9 protein-coding genes are annotated in these 15,722 nt (G+C 67.0%); 7 read left to right on the top strand and 2 right to left on the bottom strand.

Going from position 1 to position 15,722, the window contains the following annotated elements; all coding sequences use genetic code 11:
• Window positions 1-55: 55 nt before the first annotated feature.
• A complete protein-coding gene (locus ACFCV3_RS36470; RefSeq protein WP_376038338.1) occupies window positions 56-958 on the top strand; it encodes a hypothetical protein in 903 nt (300 codons plus the stop codon).
• Here the strand turns inward: ACFCV3_RS36470 and ACFCV3_RS36465 are convergent.
• The gene (locus tag ACFCV3_RS36465) at window positions 941-1,264 is read right to left on the bottom strand and encodes a hypothetical protein (RefSeq protein ID WP_376038335.1); all 324 of its coding nucleotides are present in this window, start codon (window positions 1,262-1,264) and stop codon (window positions 941-943) included. The genes ACFCV3_RS36470 and ACFCV3_RS36465 overlap by 18 nt on opposite strands.
• A gap of 136 nt (window positions 1,265-1,400) precedes the next feature.
• On the opposite strand from ACFCV3_RS36465, the gene ACFCV3_RS36460 reads away from it, so the two are divergent.
• The 3 genes from ACFCV3_RS36460 (at window position 1,401) to ACFCV3_RS36450 (ending at window position 5,914) form a co-directional block, all read left to right on the top strand.
• Window positions 1,401-1,715 carry an STAS domain-containing protein gene (locus ACFCV3_RS36460; protein WP_376038332.1) on the top strand — a complete coding sequence of 105 codons (315 nt, stop codon included), beginning with the start codon at window positions 1,401-1,403 and terminating at the stop codon, window positions 1,713-1,715.
• A gap of 79 nt (window positions 1,716-1,794) precedes the next feature.
• Window positions 1,795-3,777 carry a protein meaA gene (locus ACFCV3_RS36455; protein WP_376038329.1) on the top strand — a complete coding sequence of 661 codons (1,983 nt, stop codon included), beginning with the start codon at window positions 1,795-1,797 and terminating at the stop codon, window positions 3,775-3,777.
• 94 nt (window positions 3,778-3,871) lie between these two features.
• Complete coding sequence (locus ACFCV3_RS36450; protein ID WP_376038326.1) at window positions 3,872-5,914, top strand: sialate O-acetylesterase; 2,043 nt, start codon at window positions 3,872-3,874, stop codon at window positions 5,912-5,914.
• Here ACFCV3_RS36450 and ACFCV3_RS36445 read toward each other — a convergent pair.
• Complete coding sequence (locus ACFCV3_RS36445) at window positions 5,907-6,407, bottom strand: pyridoxamine 5'-phosphate oxidase family protein (protein ID WP_376038323.1); 501 nt, start codon at window positions 6,405-6,407, stop codon at window positions 5,907-5,909. The two genes, ACFCV3_RS36450 and ACFCV3_RS36445, sit on opposite strands and share 8 nt — an antisense overlap.
• An 86-nt stretch (window positions 6,408-6,493) precedes the next feature.
• Here ACFCV3_RS36445 and ACFCV3_RS36440 point away from each other — a divergent pair, with 86 nt between their 5' ends.
• The 3 genes from ACFCV3_RS36440 (at window position 6,494) to ACFCV3_RS36430 (ending at window position 15,584) form a co-directional block, all read left to right on the top strand.
• Window positions 6,494-8,350, top strand: a complete 1,857-nt coding sequence (locus tag ACFCV3_RS36440; RefSeq protein WP_376038320.1) for a hypothetical protein — start codon at window positions 6,494-6,496, stop codon at window positions 8,348-8,350.
• A 134-nt stretch (window positions 8,351-8,484) separates the two neighbouring features.
• Window positions 8,485-9,468 (top strand): LuxR C-terminal-related transcriptional regulator, encoded by a 984-nt coding sequence (locus ACFCV3_RS36435; protein ID WP_376038317.1) that lies wholly within the window; start codon window positions 8,485-8,487, stop codon window positions 9,466-9,468.
• Between the two features lie 113 nt (window positions 9,469-9,581).
• Complete coding sequence (locus ACFCV3_RS36430) at window positions 9,582-15,584, top strand: DNRLRE domain-containing protein (RefSeq protein ID WP_376038314.1); 6,003 nt, start codon at window positions 9,582-9,584, stop codon at window positions 15,582-15,584.
• Window positions 15,585-15,722 lie beyond the last annotated feature (138 nt).

The following is a 15,722-nucleotide window of genomic DNA, read 5'->3' as shown; positions in this document are numbered from 1 at the left end:
TGTTGCACACAGCTGCGGCCCGGCCGCACCATGTGACGCAGGGGATGGGGGTTCCATGGCAGCGACCGTCGATGCGAAGACAGTGATCCAGTCCGTCGACCCGAAGCGTCTGGCGGGCTCCGCGCTCATCGGCACGTTGACCCTGGAAGCGATCCTGCTGTTCTCAGCGGGAGCCAACAACGCCTTCACAGCGCGGCAGTTGCCCAGTCACGTGCTGGCCGTGATCGTGGGCACGCTGGGCGGCTGGATCTTCGAGCTGTTCCGGCAGCTGCTGTCGGCGACGTCCAACTCGCTGACAGAGCTCGGTCGGCTCAACGCGAGCCTGGGCGCGCTGACCGAGCGCATCGACTACCAGGAGACCGCGCTCGGCATGCTGACCAGCTGCCCGCGCCACAACGACGCCCTCTCGAAGCTCATCAGGTCCTCGATGAGTGACAACTTCCGGAACATCCCGTACGTCGGTCCGGCCGCCTACCTGGGGTATCTGCGGAGCGCGGTCGAGCACGCGGACGGATACGAAGGTGTCCAGCGCAACACCCTGCGGTGGTACCAGGAGGGGGCCGCGACGGCGTACCTCCAGGAGCTGAAGAGCAAGCGGATGAAGTTCAAGACCCGCCTGTTCGTCATCGACGACGACGAGGCCGAGCAGATGGAGCGCGACCTCGCGGACCAGGCCCTGCTGGCGTTCTACTGGGAGCACACCGGGGACGTCGCCAGCTACTGGATCACCGTCTCCGACTACCGGCGTAACTACCCCGCACTCATCATCCCGCGCGACTTCGCGCTGTACGACCGCACCCTGCTGATCTCGTACGACGAGGGCCGGCAGATCCTGTCGTTCGACGTACTGGATCCCGGGCAGTCGCCACAGGGGCAGATCTTCCGGACCCTGAACGAGCTCACCCGGCACCAGGACGCCGCGTTCCGCCCGGTCCCGCGCTCAGCGGGTGTCGAGTAGCCCGCGCGCGGCGGCTTCGTCCTTGGGCCAGACGTAGACGGTCCAGCCGTCCTTCGTGCGGGCCGTGGTGGCCTTGATACCGAAGTCCTTGAGTTTCGCGACGGTGATCCGGGCCTCGTTGTGACTGGCCTCGGTCCGTACGTCGATCAGCAGGCCGAAGGCGTCCCGCTCGGCCGGGTGGAGGTCGACGCGGCGGACCAGGGAGCCGCGTTTGGCCTTCGAGAAGGCCCAGCGGCACAGCAGCACCATCACCCCGGCGAAGGCCAGGGCCACGACGGGGAACAGGAAGTACCGCTCGGCGGACACATACCCCATTGTGGCGCAGAAGAAAATCTCGTGGGGTCTTGGCAACCTTCCGTGTCTCCAGGGAGTCTTTACGAACACAACGCTATGCACAGCGGCCGATCACTCGGGGGCCGCCGGACGAGCGGAGGGCACGGACATGACAGCACCGACCCATGACAACGTCATACACCTGACCGGCATCCTGGACGTCCGCTCGGTGGGCGATGTCCGGCAGACTCTCAACCACCTGATCGACACCTCACAGGGCGACGTGATCGTCGACCTCGAAGCCGTGGACGCGGTCGACGCCACCGGCCTGGGTCTCTTGGTGGCGACCCATCGCCGGACCCAGCTCCTGGGCCGTCAACTCGTCCTGTGGCACCCCCTCCCGTCCGTGGTGCGGATCCTGGCGGTCACCCGCCTGCACCGCATCCTGCACGTGGAGCGCACACCGCTACCGATGACGGCCTGACCGAATGTGACGCAGCCCCCTCGTGACACGAGTCACGAGGGGGCGACTCACAAGCTCACACAGTCCTACTCTCGGGTACATGACGACTGGTGAGCGGGACCGGCCGTGGGTGATGCGGACCTACGCGGGGCACTCGTCCGCGGCGGAGTCGAACGCGCTGTTCCGGCGGAATCTGGCCAAGGGGCAGACGGGGCTGTCGGTGGCGTTCGATCTGCCGACGCAGACCGGGTACGACGCCGACCATCCGCTGGCCAAGGGCGAGGTGGGCAAGGTCGGCGTACCGGTGGCGCATCTGGGTGATGTGCGGGCGCTGTTCGACCGGATTCCGCTGGCGCAGATGAACACCTCGATGACGATCAACGCACCGGCCATGTGGCTGCTGGCGCTCTACCAGGTCGCGGCGCAGGAGCAGGGTGCGTTGCCGTCCGAGCTGACCGGTACGACGCAGAACGACATCGTCAAGGAGTACCTGTCCCGTGGCACGTACGCGTTCCCGCCGGACGCGTCGCTGCGGCTGACCACCGACCTGATCGCGTACACGGTCGCGAACGTGCCCAAGTGGAACCCGATCAACATCTGCAGCTACCACCTGCAGGAGGCCGGGGCGACTCCGGTGCAGGAGCTCGCCTTCGCGCTCTCCACGGCGATCGCCGTACTGGATCGGGTGCGGGACGGTGGTCAGGTGGATCCGGAGCGGTTCGGTGACGTCGTACAGCGGATCTCCTTCTTCGTGAACTCGGGTGTGCGGTTCATCGAGGAGATGTGCAAGATGCGTGCGTTCGTCCGGCTGTGGGACGAGCTGACGCTGGAGCGGTACGGCATCACCGATCCCAAGGCGCGACGGCTCCGGTACGGCGTCCAGGTGAACTCGCTCGGTCTGACCGAAGCGCAGCCCGAGAACAACGTGCAGCGGATCGTGCTGGAGATGCTCGGAGTCACGCTCTCCAAGAACGCCCGGGCGCGCGCAGTGCAGTTGCCGGCGTGGAACGAGGCGCTCGGTCTCCCGCGGCCGTGGGATCAGCAGTGGTCGCTCCGGATGCAGCAGGTGCTTGCGTACGAGTCCGACCTGCTCGAGTACGACGACATCTTCGACGGCTCGCATGTCATCGCGGCCAAGGTGGATGAGCTGGTAGCGGGAGCGCGTGCCGAGATCGACCGCGTGCAGGCCATGGGCGGTGCGGTCGTGGCTGTGGAGAGCGGCTATCTGAAGTCGGCTCTGGTCGGTTCACACGCCGAGCGCTGGCAGCGGATCGAGTCCGGTGAGCAGGTCGTGGTCGGCGTCAACAAGTTCGAGAACACCGAGCCGTCGCCACTGACCGCTGACCTGGACACTGCGATCCAGACCGTCGACCCGGCTGCCGAGCAGGCCGCTCTGACCTCTCTGCGCGAGTGGCGGTCGCAGCGGGACCAGAAGGCGGTCGAGACGGCCCTGGCGAAGCTGCGCGACACTGCGAAGGGTACCGACAACCTGATGCCCGCCACGCTGGAGTGCGTCCGGGCCGGCGTGACCACAGGCGAGTGGTCCGGCGTGCTGAGGGAGATGTTCGGCGAGTACCGTGCGCCGACTGGCGTGTCCGGATCGGTGGGTGTGTCGGCCGGTGGTGAGGCGATCGCTGCGGTCCGGGAGAAGGTGTCCGAGACTGCGACCGAGCTGGGCGGCCGGCTGCGGTTCCTGGTTGGTAAGCCTGGACTGGACGGTCACTCGAACGGCGCTGAGCAGGTCGCCGTCCGGGCTCGTGATGTCGGCTTCGAGGTCATCTACCAGGGCATCCGCCTGACACCCGAGCAGATCGTGGCGGCCGCAGTGGCCGAGGACGTGCACTGCGTCGGGCTGTCGATTCTGTCCGGCTCGCACATGGAGCTGGTCCCGGCCGTCGTGGCCGGTCTGCGCGAGGCTGGGCTCGAAGACGTTCCGGTGGTTGTCGGCGGTATCGTCCCCGACGCTGACGCCCGGGCGCTGCTGGCGTCCGGTGTGGCCGCCGTCTACACGCCGAAGGACTACGACCTGACCGGGATGATGTCCGACATGGTCGATGTCATCCGGGCTGCGAACAAGCTCTAGCGACGCGCGAAGGATTTTGCCGGGCAATCGTTGTCCAATGGTAGGTTTCCGACTCCCGTACGTCGACATCGCCCCTCTGTCGAGAGGTCCTCATATGCCCCGCTCGTCGCCCGCCGTCCTGACCACGATTCTCGCCACCGTCGCGGCCCTCGGAGCTGTTGTCAGCCCCGCGTCGGCTGATCCCCAGGCCGCCGGTTGCGACGCAGCCGCCGCGGGATACACCACGGCCCTGCAGATCAACCTGCCCACGTCCGCGAGCTGGCTCAACACGACCCCGCCGTACACGGTGAACAACACCGCGGCGATCGGCTCGAACTTCGATCGCGTCGGCTACTGCCTCGAGCTGAACGGCCCGAACGGCGTCCAGTGGGTGTGGACGGCGATGGCGCCGTTCACCAGCGACGCCAAGCGGCTGGGCCTGCAGACGTCCACCGGACACATCTTCCGGCAGCAGGTCGGCGACCTCGAGGTCGCTTCCAACGTGGCCGGCGTGACGACCGGAACGGGTCAGACCGGGTACGTCGAGATGTGGCCGAACCGGTACGACGGGTCTGTCAGTGGCCAGGTGCCCAACGCCTCTGGGAGCACGTACGACGCCGACGACAGCCCGACGACGGTTCTCGGCCACGGCTCGTTCCAGATCCACCAGATCGGGGCCACCAAGCCGTCGAGCGTGCCGGCCAAGCCGGTGCTCTCGATCAACAGGTTCAGCGAGTCGACCAGCAACACCCTGTCGCTCGGCATCGGCGCCAACACCTCCGGAGCGCCCGACTGGACGCTGACCAACAACGCGGCGACGTACACGCAGCGCAAGCTGACCGTCTACGCCCGCCCGTCGCTGGTGAAGCTGACCGAGATGCCGCAGGACCTGAAGCTGATCCCGCGCGACAGCCAGAACGGCGCCAACCCCGCAGTGGCCGGTGAAGTCACCGCAGCGGGGGTCGATCAGGTCGAACTGCGCGTCACTGGTCACGGCGAGACGCAGACCTTCACCGCTCCGGCCGGCGCGCCGTTCCGGTTCACGCCCCGCATCGAGGCGGGACTGTGGGACTACACGTTCGAGCTGAAGGCCATCGGGCCCGGTATCGACCGGGTCGTGGCCAGGCGCACCGGCATCGTCTCCGGTGACGTGTATGTGGTGCAGGGGCAGTCGAATGCCCAGGCAGCCAAATACACCGGCGCTGCGAACGTCGAAGAGTCGCGCTATCTCAGGAGCTTCGGCAGCTCGACCATCGAGTCGGCGCTCTCTGGCACCGACCGGGTCTGGCACTACGCGACCGGCGACATCACCAAGCAGCCCGGCTCGGCCGGCCAGTGGGCGATCCGGATGGGCCGCCGGATCACCGACACGTACGGGGTTCCGGTCGCGCTGTTCAACGGCGCCCACGGCGGGAAGCCGGTCAGCTTCTTCCAGCGCAACGACACCACCCCGAACGACCTGACGACCAACTACGGACGCCTACGCAGTCGCTTGCAGGCCTCCGGAGTGCTCAGCAAGGTCAAGGGCGTGTTCTGGTACCAGGGCGAAGCGGAGAGCGACAACGCGTCAGTCCACGTCTCCGGCTTCACCTCACTGCTGGCGGACTGGCGCACGGAGATGACAGCTGCGAAGTACTTCGTCTACCAGGTCCGGACGTCGCCCTGTAACAACACCACGACCATCAACCTCCGCGAGGCGCAGCGCAAACTCGGCCCCTCCCATGGCGTCACCCTGCTGTCGACGACCAGCCTGTCCGGCCACGACGGTTGCCATTTCGCCTACGCCGACGGCTACCGCGAGATGGGCGACCAGACGTTCGCAGTAGTAGCCAGGGAGCTGTACGGCGGCCCGTCGGCCGGTGTGGCTCCGCCGAACCCGGCCAGTGTCACCAAGAGCGGCGCGACCCTCACTGTGAAGCTCCGGTCGGCTGATCCGCTCACGGTGGAAGCCGGAGTGCGCGCGGACTTCCGGCTGGTCGGCTCCAACGTCACGGTCAGCGCGGTGGCCTACCAAGCCGATGGCTCGCTCAAGCTCACTCTGTCCGGTACGCCGACCGGTGCGACCGCACTCGTCTACCAGGGGCACCTGAAGTCGGGGCCGGCGATCACCAATGCCACCGGGACCGGCCTGCTGGCCTTCAACCTCGCTATCAGCTAGCCGGTACGGCGCTTGCCTGCTCACCGAGCAACTCCTCAACCGCCTTGGGCAAAGTGGTCTCGAAGTCGAGCAGCTTTGCCCAGGTCAGCGTCACGGTGATCAGCGTCATCTCGGTGTAGAGGCTCTTGACGCCGACGAGCCAGTCGCCGTACTGCTCGTCGGTCATCACCTTGCGGCCGGCCACCAGGTAGCCCTCCGGGATGCCCTGGACCAGCTCGACCTCGGCCGTGCCGCGGAGCAGCAGCACCTTGGGTGGGAAGGCGCCCTTGTCGATGGTGAGGGCGACCTTCGGGTTCTTCTTCAGTGCGGCGACCTTGGCCGACCTCGGGATGGTCGCGATCTCCAACCGGCCGCCGTTCATCCAGAAGCCGATCGGGATCACCCGCGGGTCGCCGTCCAGGCCGGTGTACGCGAAGCGGGCCGGCTCGGGGCCGTTCAGGAGCTGCTGGGCGTAGGGCTTGGCGAGGATCTCGGCGATCTGTTCGGCGTTCATGGTTCGCTCCTATCGGGTCAGCGGGTTGCTCTCACTGCAGGGACGAAGCCGCGAAGCGGTCCTCGACATCAGTAGGTTGGGGAACTGTGGAATCTTTCGGATTCGGTCCCGGAACCGTTCAGATCGCCGATGACGGCGCGGTCGCGCAGGTGCTGCACCCTGACGGTCGCGACGTACTCCAGTACGCCGCGCAGCGCGCCTGGGGCAAGGGTTTCCTGATCACTGACCGCGGTAGCCACCGCTTCGACCACCCGGCGCTCGTCCGCTGGCGGAGCACTGGACTCGACCTCCTCTACCAGCTGGGCGGTCTGGAGCTCCGGGTCGGCCGCCGCTTCGGTGAGCACTGGACGGAGACATACGAGCTCCGCAATCCGACCGCGGAGCCGGTGGAGGTCGGCTCCCTCGCGATCAGTACGCCGTACCGCGATGTGTACCGCTCTAGTCGCGAGAGCCTCACCGGTGCTGTCCATGCGCACATCTGGACCGGTGGGGCGGACGCATGGGCCTGGGCGATCCCGATGGACGGCGGTGGTCCTGGTCTGGGCCTGCAGCTCAAGGAAGGCGAGCTCTGGGCGTACTCCGTCGAGTCCCGCGAACCAGACAGCAGCAGCAACACCCGTGGCCACCTGTACCTGCACGTCACCGACCACGCACGCGCACCGCACGCCATGGGCGGTCAGCCGCAGCTCACGCTCGCCCCAGGAGCGTCGTACCGCTGGACGTGGCAGCTCGGCTGGTACGACGACCTGTCCGCCTTCCACGCGGACCGCGAACCACGGCTCGTGCCGGACCGGCTGACGGCCGAGGTGGGGGAGACGATCGAGGTGCGTGGCCACGGCCCGGTCGCCAGTGACGAGCCCGGTCTGAAGTACGTCGAGGCCGACGGTGCGCGAGTCGCACTGCTGTTCCACGAGCCGCTGCGGGTAATCGCAGAGCGTCGCGTGCGGTTCGTCCTCGACCACCAGCGTCGTCCGGAGCTACCGGACAGCCGCCAGTACGCCTTCGTGCCGTACGACGTCGAGAGCGGGCTGACTGTCCTGGCCGATGACTGGCGGGACTGGTCCGACGGGCGTGAGCGCATCGGTATGGCGCTCCTGCTGCAGGAGGTCCGCGACCAGGGCTGGGGCGACCGGCGTGAGCTCGATGAAGCGCTGGCTGGGTACGAGCGCTTCGTCCACGACTACCTGGTCGACGACGACGGCACAGTCCACGAAGACAGTGCGAACCGAGAGCACATCAGGCTCTACAACTTCCCGTGGTTCGCACGCTTCCTGCTGGGCCAGGGCGACCGGGACGGTGCAGCACGCGTCCTCAACCGGTACTACGAGCTGGGCGGCGATCACTTCCTCGCCTTCGACCTCGGGCCGCTGCTGACCGAGCTGGGGCTGCATGAGCATCTCGTCCGGCATGCGCGAACGTTCCTCCAGTACGGCGACGAGCTGCCGCCGCATGAGGTCAACTACGAGCAGTCGATGGTGGCGCCGCTCCTGGAGCTCCTGGTCGCGGCGTACCGGATTGCGCCGGACCAGATCGACGGCGCCGAGCTGAGCCGCAGACTGCCGTGGCTGACCGCGTTCGCGGCTGACCAGCCCGACGCGCGGCTGTGTCACGTACCGATCCGGCACTGGGACGGCTACTGGTTCGGACGGCTGCGGCTCTGGGGTGACGTCTTCCCGCACTACTGGTCTGTGCTCAGTGCAGCCGTGTACGACGCTTGGCCGCGGGAGCTGGTCACCGAGCAGCAGGCGGCCTGGCTGGATGCCGCAGCGGATGCGATTCTGCGCGCGAACCTGGTCAACTTCGCCCCGGACGGTACGGCGACCTGTGCGTTCGTCTACCCGAGTTGTGTGAACGGTCAGCCGGCGCACGTCGCGGACCCGCTCGCCAACGACCAGGACTGGGCGCTCGTGTATGCCCTGCGTTCTAACGATAGAAGGTGTTAAGAGCACCACAGGCGAGTGAGAGATGCCACCGGCAGTTTACGAAAGATAGCTACCTTCGCCGGGGTGGCGGATGGTAACTTCACGACACAGAAGGCCATCCGCCCTGGTGGCCGATCGTGGTGGGGGATGTCGCCGTGGTTGCAGGAGTCACCGCCGGTTTCAGCCGGCAACCGCAGGAGTTGTCCGAACACGAGAAGCTCGTCCGCGAGCTACTCCCTGATGATGTGGCCGATGCGTATCTCGAGCTGACGCACGCCGGTGCTCGCGTGGCCTATCCGGAGGACCCGATCGATCAGGAGCTGCTCAGCCGGCACCTGGCCTACCTGCAGCACGGTCAGGACGCCGTACTGCTCCGGGCCGTTGATCCGTTGATCGCCGTGACCGGACTGCTCACCCAGGTGCATCACGAGCTCACCAAGCAGCACGACCGGCTCTTGCAGGGCTATGTCGCTGCTGCCGAGATGCATCAGCTCCAACTGCATGACCGCCGGTCCGAGCAGGTGCCGTCGGTGCTGGCGCAGGTGCTGACCGATCCGGACGAGCTGACTGCCCGCTGGACGACGTCGATCCACACCGTCCAGTGCACGTACCGCTCCATCCTCACCGAGGAGGGGCCCGCGGCCGCACTGCCGTCGCTGATCAACGGTCAGTGCAGCTCAATGCAGTTCCGCGAGCTGTGCACACCGGAGTACCTCGCTGAGCATGGCGCGCACCTTGCGGTCAGTGCGGGCGTCGAAGTTCGTACAGTTCGCAACCTGCCAACTCGGATGGCGATCGTCGACGACCACTTCGCCCTGGTCGGTCTGGCCGGCGGTGGGAGCACTGGCGCGCTGCTGGTCCGCTCGGCGCCGCTGGTGGCCGCACTGACGCAGTACTACGACCAGTTGTGGGAGTCCGCCACGCCAGTCGTGCAGGCGCAGACAACGGGCCTCGGTGGGACAGAACGCGAAGTGCTCCGGCTGTTGGTCCACGGTCTCAAGGACGACGCCATTGCCCGCCACCTGCAGCTCAGCGTTCGCACGGTACGCCGTCACATCGCTGCCATCATGGAGTTCGTCGACGCGCCGACCCGCTTCGCCGCCGGCGCAGCAGCCCAACGGCTGGGGTTGCTCGGGTGAACTCTGCGGGCTGGAACTGACCGGTTCCGGAAGCTGTCCACTAATGCCCTGTCGAGCCTGCTTCGAGAACCGCACTCTGGGAGCGTCCCGCCCCCAAGTTCTCGAGGTTCCCCATGTCCGCATTCCCGAGATCTCGTTTGTTCGACGGACTTTCCAGCCGGCCTTTGGCTCGCTGGGTTGCCGTCACCGCAAGTGTGGCGCTGGTTGCGACGTTCCTGCCCCAGGACGCCGTCGCGGTGGCGCCACCGATCACCGAGACCACGACCACTCCCGATCTTCCGCTCGAGCGACCGGATGATGCCGCTGCCGCAGTGACGGCGCGGATCACCGGCAAGCCGGTCCTGATCACCGGCCGTACCACCGAGACGACCGAGTTCCGCGCGCTTCCTGACGGCCGGATCGAGGCCACCGTTGCCGGCGGCCCGGTCCGGATGCGCGATGCCGACGGCGACTGGATCGACGTCGATGTCACCCTGGCCCGGCAGGCCGACGGCACGGTCGCTCCGATCGCGCACCCGTACGGCCTGAAGCTGTCCGGTGCAGCCGGTGCGGGTGACCACCAGCTGGTCTCAATAGGTGCCAAGGGCAAGCGTTCCGCCCTCGGCTGGTCCGGCGAGCTGCCCGCCCCCGAGCTCGACGGAACCATCGCGACGTACCGCGAGGTGAAGCCCGGCGTCGACCTCGTGGTCGAAGCGACCCGCACTGGCTACGCCCAGCGGTTGCTGGTGAAGAACCGGTCCGCTGCGGCGCAGCTGACCCAGATCCGGATGCCCTGGTCGACGACCGGGCTGACCGCCAAGTCCGACGGCAAGGGCGGTCTCGCGGTCCGCTCCGGCGCCACGCAGTACGACGTACCGGCTCCGATGATGTGGGACGCGACGGTGGACGAGGCGTCGGGTGAGCACACCCGGCGGGCACAGGTCGGTCTCGGACTCGCCAAGAACGCACTACTGCTCACACCTGACGCAGGGTTCCTCAAGGACCCGAAGACCGTCTATCCGGTGACGATCGACCCGACGCAGTCAGTAGGTGCGAGTTTCGATGCGTTCGTCGAGTCCTCGTACGCCAGTGACCAGTCCGCTGCGACGGAGCTCAAGCTGGGCACGCACGACGGCGGTACGACGAAGGCGCGCTCCTACCTGCGGTTCGACAACCAGGAGTGGTTGTGGGACAAGCAGATCCAGTCCGCCACGCTGAACTTGTGGGAGCACCACTCCTACTCCTGCGCCGCCAGAGAGTGGCAGGCCTATCGGACGCCGGACGTCACCAGCGCGATCCGTTGGACGAACCAGCCGACCTGGAACGATCGCGTGGGGACCTCGACCCAGACCAAGGGTTTCGGGACCGGCTGTGGCGACGGCTGGGTCACCATCCCGGTGACGGCCGCGTTCCAGTACACGGCGACCAACAAGCTCGCCAAGACGAGTATCGGGATCAAGGCGGCCAGTGAGACCGACAGCTACGGCTGGAAGCGGTTCGCGTCCCGTGAGGCGGCGGCCAACCCGCCGTCGGTGACGGTCGTCTACCAGACCAAGACGTCGGTCGACGCAGTCGCTACTGCTCCTGACACCACCTGCGCCACCGGTGCGACCCGGCCGTACATCTCCACCCTGACACCGCAGTTGCGGGCGCAGGTCAGCGACGGTCTGGCTGCCAACGTGTACGGGGACTTCGAGTACAAGCAGGTCGGAGCGACCGCCAGCACCACAGTGACCGAAGGGCCGGGTGCATCCGGTTCGTGGCTCGGTACCTACATCCCGGACGGCACGTTCGCCGAGGGCGGCAGCTACGCCTGGCGAGTCCGCGGCTCCGACGGTACGGCGCCTGGCGCGTGGTCGAACTGGTGTGAGTTCACCGTGGACACCATGTCCCCGGCCGCGGCACCGACTGTCGCCTCGACGACCTATCCGGTGTCGGAGTGGTCCGGAGCGGCCGGTACCTCCGGCACCTTCAACTTCGGCGCCTCTGGTGTGAGCGACGTGGCCGCCTACGAGTACGGCGTCGACACGAACCCGCCGGACCAGGTCGTGAATGCAGCCACCCTTGGAGCCAGTACGTCGGTCTCGATCACCCCGACCACCGACGGACCGCACACGCTGTGGGTCCGCACGCGGGACCGGGCCGGCAACCGGTCGCCCCTGACGCCGTACCAGTTCGCTGTCGGCGGGGGAGCAGTGCTGACCCCCAAGCCGGGTGACGTGAGTGCAGCCAAGACCGCCATCACCGGTGCGGGACGCAGTACGGCGACTGGTGTCACCTACCAGTGGCGTCGCGGCGACACCGACACCTGGACCAACATTCCCGCCGGCCACGTCACACTGGCTGCCGGTGGCGGCGCGGTGACCTGGCCGCTGCCCACCTCCGGAGGCGGCCAGTTCCCCAAGCTGAACTGGGACATGGAGGCAACACTCGCTGCCGTCGACGCCCTGTCGATCCCGCGCGACGGGCCGCTGCAGATCCGTGGCGCGTTCAGTGGCGGTACGGCGGCCAACTCCGGCGGCGTGAAGCTGACCTTCGACCGCAATCTCGCGACGGCGGCGTCGAAGCCGATCGGACCGGGTGAGGTCAACCTGCTGACGGGCAACGTCACCCTCTCCGACACCGATGTGACAGTCGAGGCCTATGGCAGCGACCTGACCGTCAGCCGCACCTACAACAGCCGGCAGGCGGCCAAGACCGATCCGTCCGGCATGTTCGGACCGGGCTGGATCTCTGGTGCGATCGTGGACGAGGCGGAGACGCCGTACACGTCGCTCGAGGTCTTCGGCTCACTCCGGCAGATCGGCACCCCGGATGGTGACACCGTTGGTTTCACTGCTCGCGATGGGGTGAACTTCGACCCCGAGGTTGGCCAGGAGACGCTCAAGCTCGTTTACACCAGCTCGACCGACACCTACAAGCTCACTGACGACCGTGGCACGGCTGTGGTCTTCGGCCGAGTGACTGGTTCGGCGGTGGGCAAGTACTTCCCGACGACGACCACACTGCCGGGCAGCAACCAGACCACGTCGTATTCGTGGGAGCGGGTGACCGTCAACGAGGCTGAGGTGGTCAGGCCGACCAGAGTGGTCGCACCGGTACCGGATGGCGTGAACTGCACGACCCTGTCGCGTGGCTGCCGTGCACTGAACTTCACCTACGCAACCGCCACCACAGCGACCGGTAGCACGCTCGGCGACTACATCGGCCGGGTGAAGCAGGTTTCCTTCACTGCTTGGGATCCCGACCTCGCCACTCCGGCGCTGCGGACCGTTCCGATGCGTCAGTACAGCTATGACTTGACCGGACGGCTGCGGGCGACCTGGGATCCGCGGATCGGCACGAGCGCTCAGGAGACGTACAACTACCAGGCCGACGGCGTACTGGCGTCGGTGAAGCCGGCCGGACAGGAGCCGTGGCAGCTCAGCTACGCCACCACGGCGAACGACCCTGCTGCGGGACGTCTGCAGAAGATGACCCGGGCCGCGGCGACCGAGACTGTTGTCTACAAGGTCCCGCTGACCGCGCCGTACGACCTGTCCCCGGCACAGACCAAGCGCTGGGGCCAGCCGGAAGCGCCGACTGACGCAACGGCTGTCTTCCCGGCAGATCAGCAGCCCAACGGTTCCAACTACCAGCGGGCCACCGTGAGTTACCTGGACGCCAATGGGCGTGCAGTGAACGAGGCTGAGCCGGGTGGTGCCATCTCCTCCACCTGGTATGACGGCTTCGGCAACGAGGTTCGCAAGCTTACCGCGGCCAACCGGGCCCGGGCGCTCAACCAGTCGCCGAACGACAACGAGACGGCCGAGCAGACGCTGGCCCAGAACTACTCGACCATCAACACCTACTCGCTCGACGGTATGCGACTGGAGACTGTGCTCGCACCGGAGCTCGACGTACGGCTTGATGACGGCACAGTGACCAAGGGCCGTGAACTGACCCGCACCTCCTACGACCAGGGCGCACCGAGCAGTGGTGGCCCGTACAACCTGGCCACCACTGAAAACGTTCAGGTCAGGGTCTGGGGTACCGGTGGTACGACAGTCGAGTCCGACAAGCGTTCCAAGACCACTGCCTACAACTGGTCCCTGCGCCAGCCGACCGTGGTCACTGTCGACCCAGGCGGCCTCGGCCAGACGACTCGCACCACGCTGGATCCGGTGACCGGTCTGCAGACCGGTACCACCCAGCCGTCCGGTGGAACGAGCACCAACACCCCCGCAACGCGCAAGACAATCAACTACCGGGCCACCTCCGGTTCCGGGTACGCCGAATGCGACCTGCGGCCGGAGTGGGCCAACCTGCCGTGTCGTGTGCAGCCTGGCGGCCAGCCCGCAACGGGTGCCGAGTTGGCGGCTCTGGTGACGACGTACGACATCTACAACCAGGAGCGCGTGCAGACCGAGAAGACCAGCGCAGGCGTACTTCGCACCAACACCACCACGTACGACGCCGCCGGGCGGTTGCTGGAGACCAGTGTGGTCGCCGCGGCCGGTCTGGGCAGCACACCGCCGGTCAAGCGCAATGTGTACGACGCTGCGACCGGTGACATCCTCCGCACGCAGTCAGTAGTCAACGGGACAGTCGTGTCCGAGGTGGTTCGCACCTACGACACGCTCGGCCGGCTCACGTCGTACAAGGATGCCGATGGCAACTTGTCGACAACTACCTACGACCTGCTCGGCCGGAAGGCCACCAGCAGCGACGGTCAGGGCAACCGCACCTATGGCTACGACTACCGCGGTCTGCTGACCTCCGTCACCGACAACCAGGCCGGTAACTACACCGGCGACTACAACGCCGACGGTCAGCTGGTCACCGAAACCTGGCCGAACGGCGTCAAGGTCGACACCACGTACGACCCGGCCGGCAGGAAGTCCGGCATCACCTACAGCAAGCCGGGGTGTGCCGCAGCGGACTGCACGCTGTTCCGCGAGGTGCTGACCAGCTCTGGGCAGGGCCAGACGGCCAAGCGGGTATCGACGCTGTCCAGCGAGGTCTACACACACGACAAGGCCGGTCGGGTCACCAAGGTGGAGGCAGTCGCTGGTGAGCAGTGCGTCACCCGCGTCTATGGCTTCAGCGCCGCCACCGACCGCAACGACGTCAAGGAGTACGCACCGGCCGCGGACGGCAGCTGCCAGAGCACCAGCCCGGCCAGCTCCAAGTCCTGGACGTACGACGCGGCCAGCCGGGTCACCAGCCCCGGCTACGTGTACGACGCTCTCGGTCGCACCACGACCGTGCCTGCCGCAGACACCGGTACGCCGGCCGCGGGGAACCTGACCGCGACCTACCAGGCCGACGACCTCGTGGACACCCTCACCCAGGGCGGACGGACCACCGACTACACCATCGACGTGATGGGGGAGCGGATCCGGTCCTGGTCCGACAACGCGACCGGTGCGGTGGTGCAGAACGTCAACCACTACGAGGATGACGAGGACAGCCCGGCCTGGACCCAGGAAGGGCCGGACCGCTGGACCCGCGTCGTACAGGGTCTCGAGGGCCTCACCGCGGTGGTCGACAGTGACTCGGCCGTGGCCGAGTGGCAGGTCAGCGACCTGTCCGGCGACATCGTGGCCACCATCCACGCCGGCGAGGAAGGACTGTCCACCACCAGCCAGGTGTCCGAGTACGGCCTGCCGGGTGACTCGGAGACGGTGGGCAAGCAGCGGTACGGCTGGCTCGGTGCGCAGCAGCGGGCCGCGGACGCACCGGGCGGCATCGTGCTGATGGGTGTGCGGCTCTACAACCCGGTCACCGGCCGCTTCCTGCAGGTGGACCCGGTGTACGGCGGTAGTTGCAACGCCTACGAGTACACCTGTGCCGACCCGGTCAACGGCGTGGACCTCGACGGCAAGCGGGGCTGCTGGACGCCGTGGTGCCACTACAAGACGACGAAGAAGATCCTCAAGGGTTGGTGGAAGGGCGCCAACAAGAACAAGTGGGTGCGCAAGGTGACCGGCAACCGCTACGTCAGGTCGTGCGCCGGCGGTGCGTTCGGCGTTCTGGCCTGGGACACCATCAAGGGCGGCTGGAAGAAGCTGAAGAAGAAGTGGAAGCGCTGGGGCATCGCCGGCTGTCTCGGCGGCATGTACGCCTACCACGCCAAGAGGAAGGGCTGGTGGTGAGCTGACTAGCTGAGCTGGGGTGGGCCGCGGCAACCGCCCCCCCCACCCTAAAAGCACGCGTGGGAAGAACATTTTGCTGTGTAGTATAAAAAAAAAAAAACCCCCCACAACAAATAAAAAAACAGTTTGAAGAGGTTT

Source organism: Kribbella sp. NPDC056345, assembly GCF_042262745.1.
In the GTDB taxonomy this organism is placed as follows: domain Bacteria; phylum Actinomycetota; class Actinomycetes; order Propionibacteriales; family Kribbellaceae; genus Kribbella.
Note: the sequence above shows the minus strand (reverse complement) of the source record. Positions and strands in the feature narration are given on the sequence as shown.

Excerpts from the sequence above, each read along its gene's own strand:
- ACFCV3_RS36470 (WP_376038338.1), top strand. The coding sequence starts at position 56 with ATGGCAGCGACCGTCGATGCGAAGACAGTGATCCAGTCCGTCGACCCG.
- ACFCV3_RS36460 (WP_376038332.1), top strand. The coding sequence starts at position 1,401 with ATGACAGCACCGACCCATGACAACGTCATACACCTGACCGGCATCCTG.
- ACFCV3_RS36455 (WP_376038329.1), top strand. The coding sequence starts at position 1,795 with ATGACGACTGGTGAGCGGGACCGGCCGTGGGTGATGCGGACCTACGCG.
- ACFCV3_RS36450 (WP_376038326.1), top strand. The coding sequence starts at position 3,872 with ATGCCCCGCTCGTCGCCCGCCGTCCTGACCACGATTCTCGCCACCGTC.
- ACFCV3_RS36445 (WP_376038323.1), bottom strand. The coding sequence starts at position 6,407 with ATGAACGCCGAACAGATCGCCGAGATCCTCGCCAAGCCCTACGCCCAG.
- ACFCV3_RS36430 (WP_376038314.1), top strand. The coding sequence starts at position 9,582 with ATGTCCGCATTCCCGAGATCTCGTTTGTTCGACGGACTTTCCAGCCGG.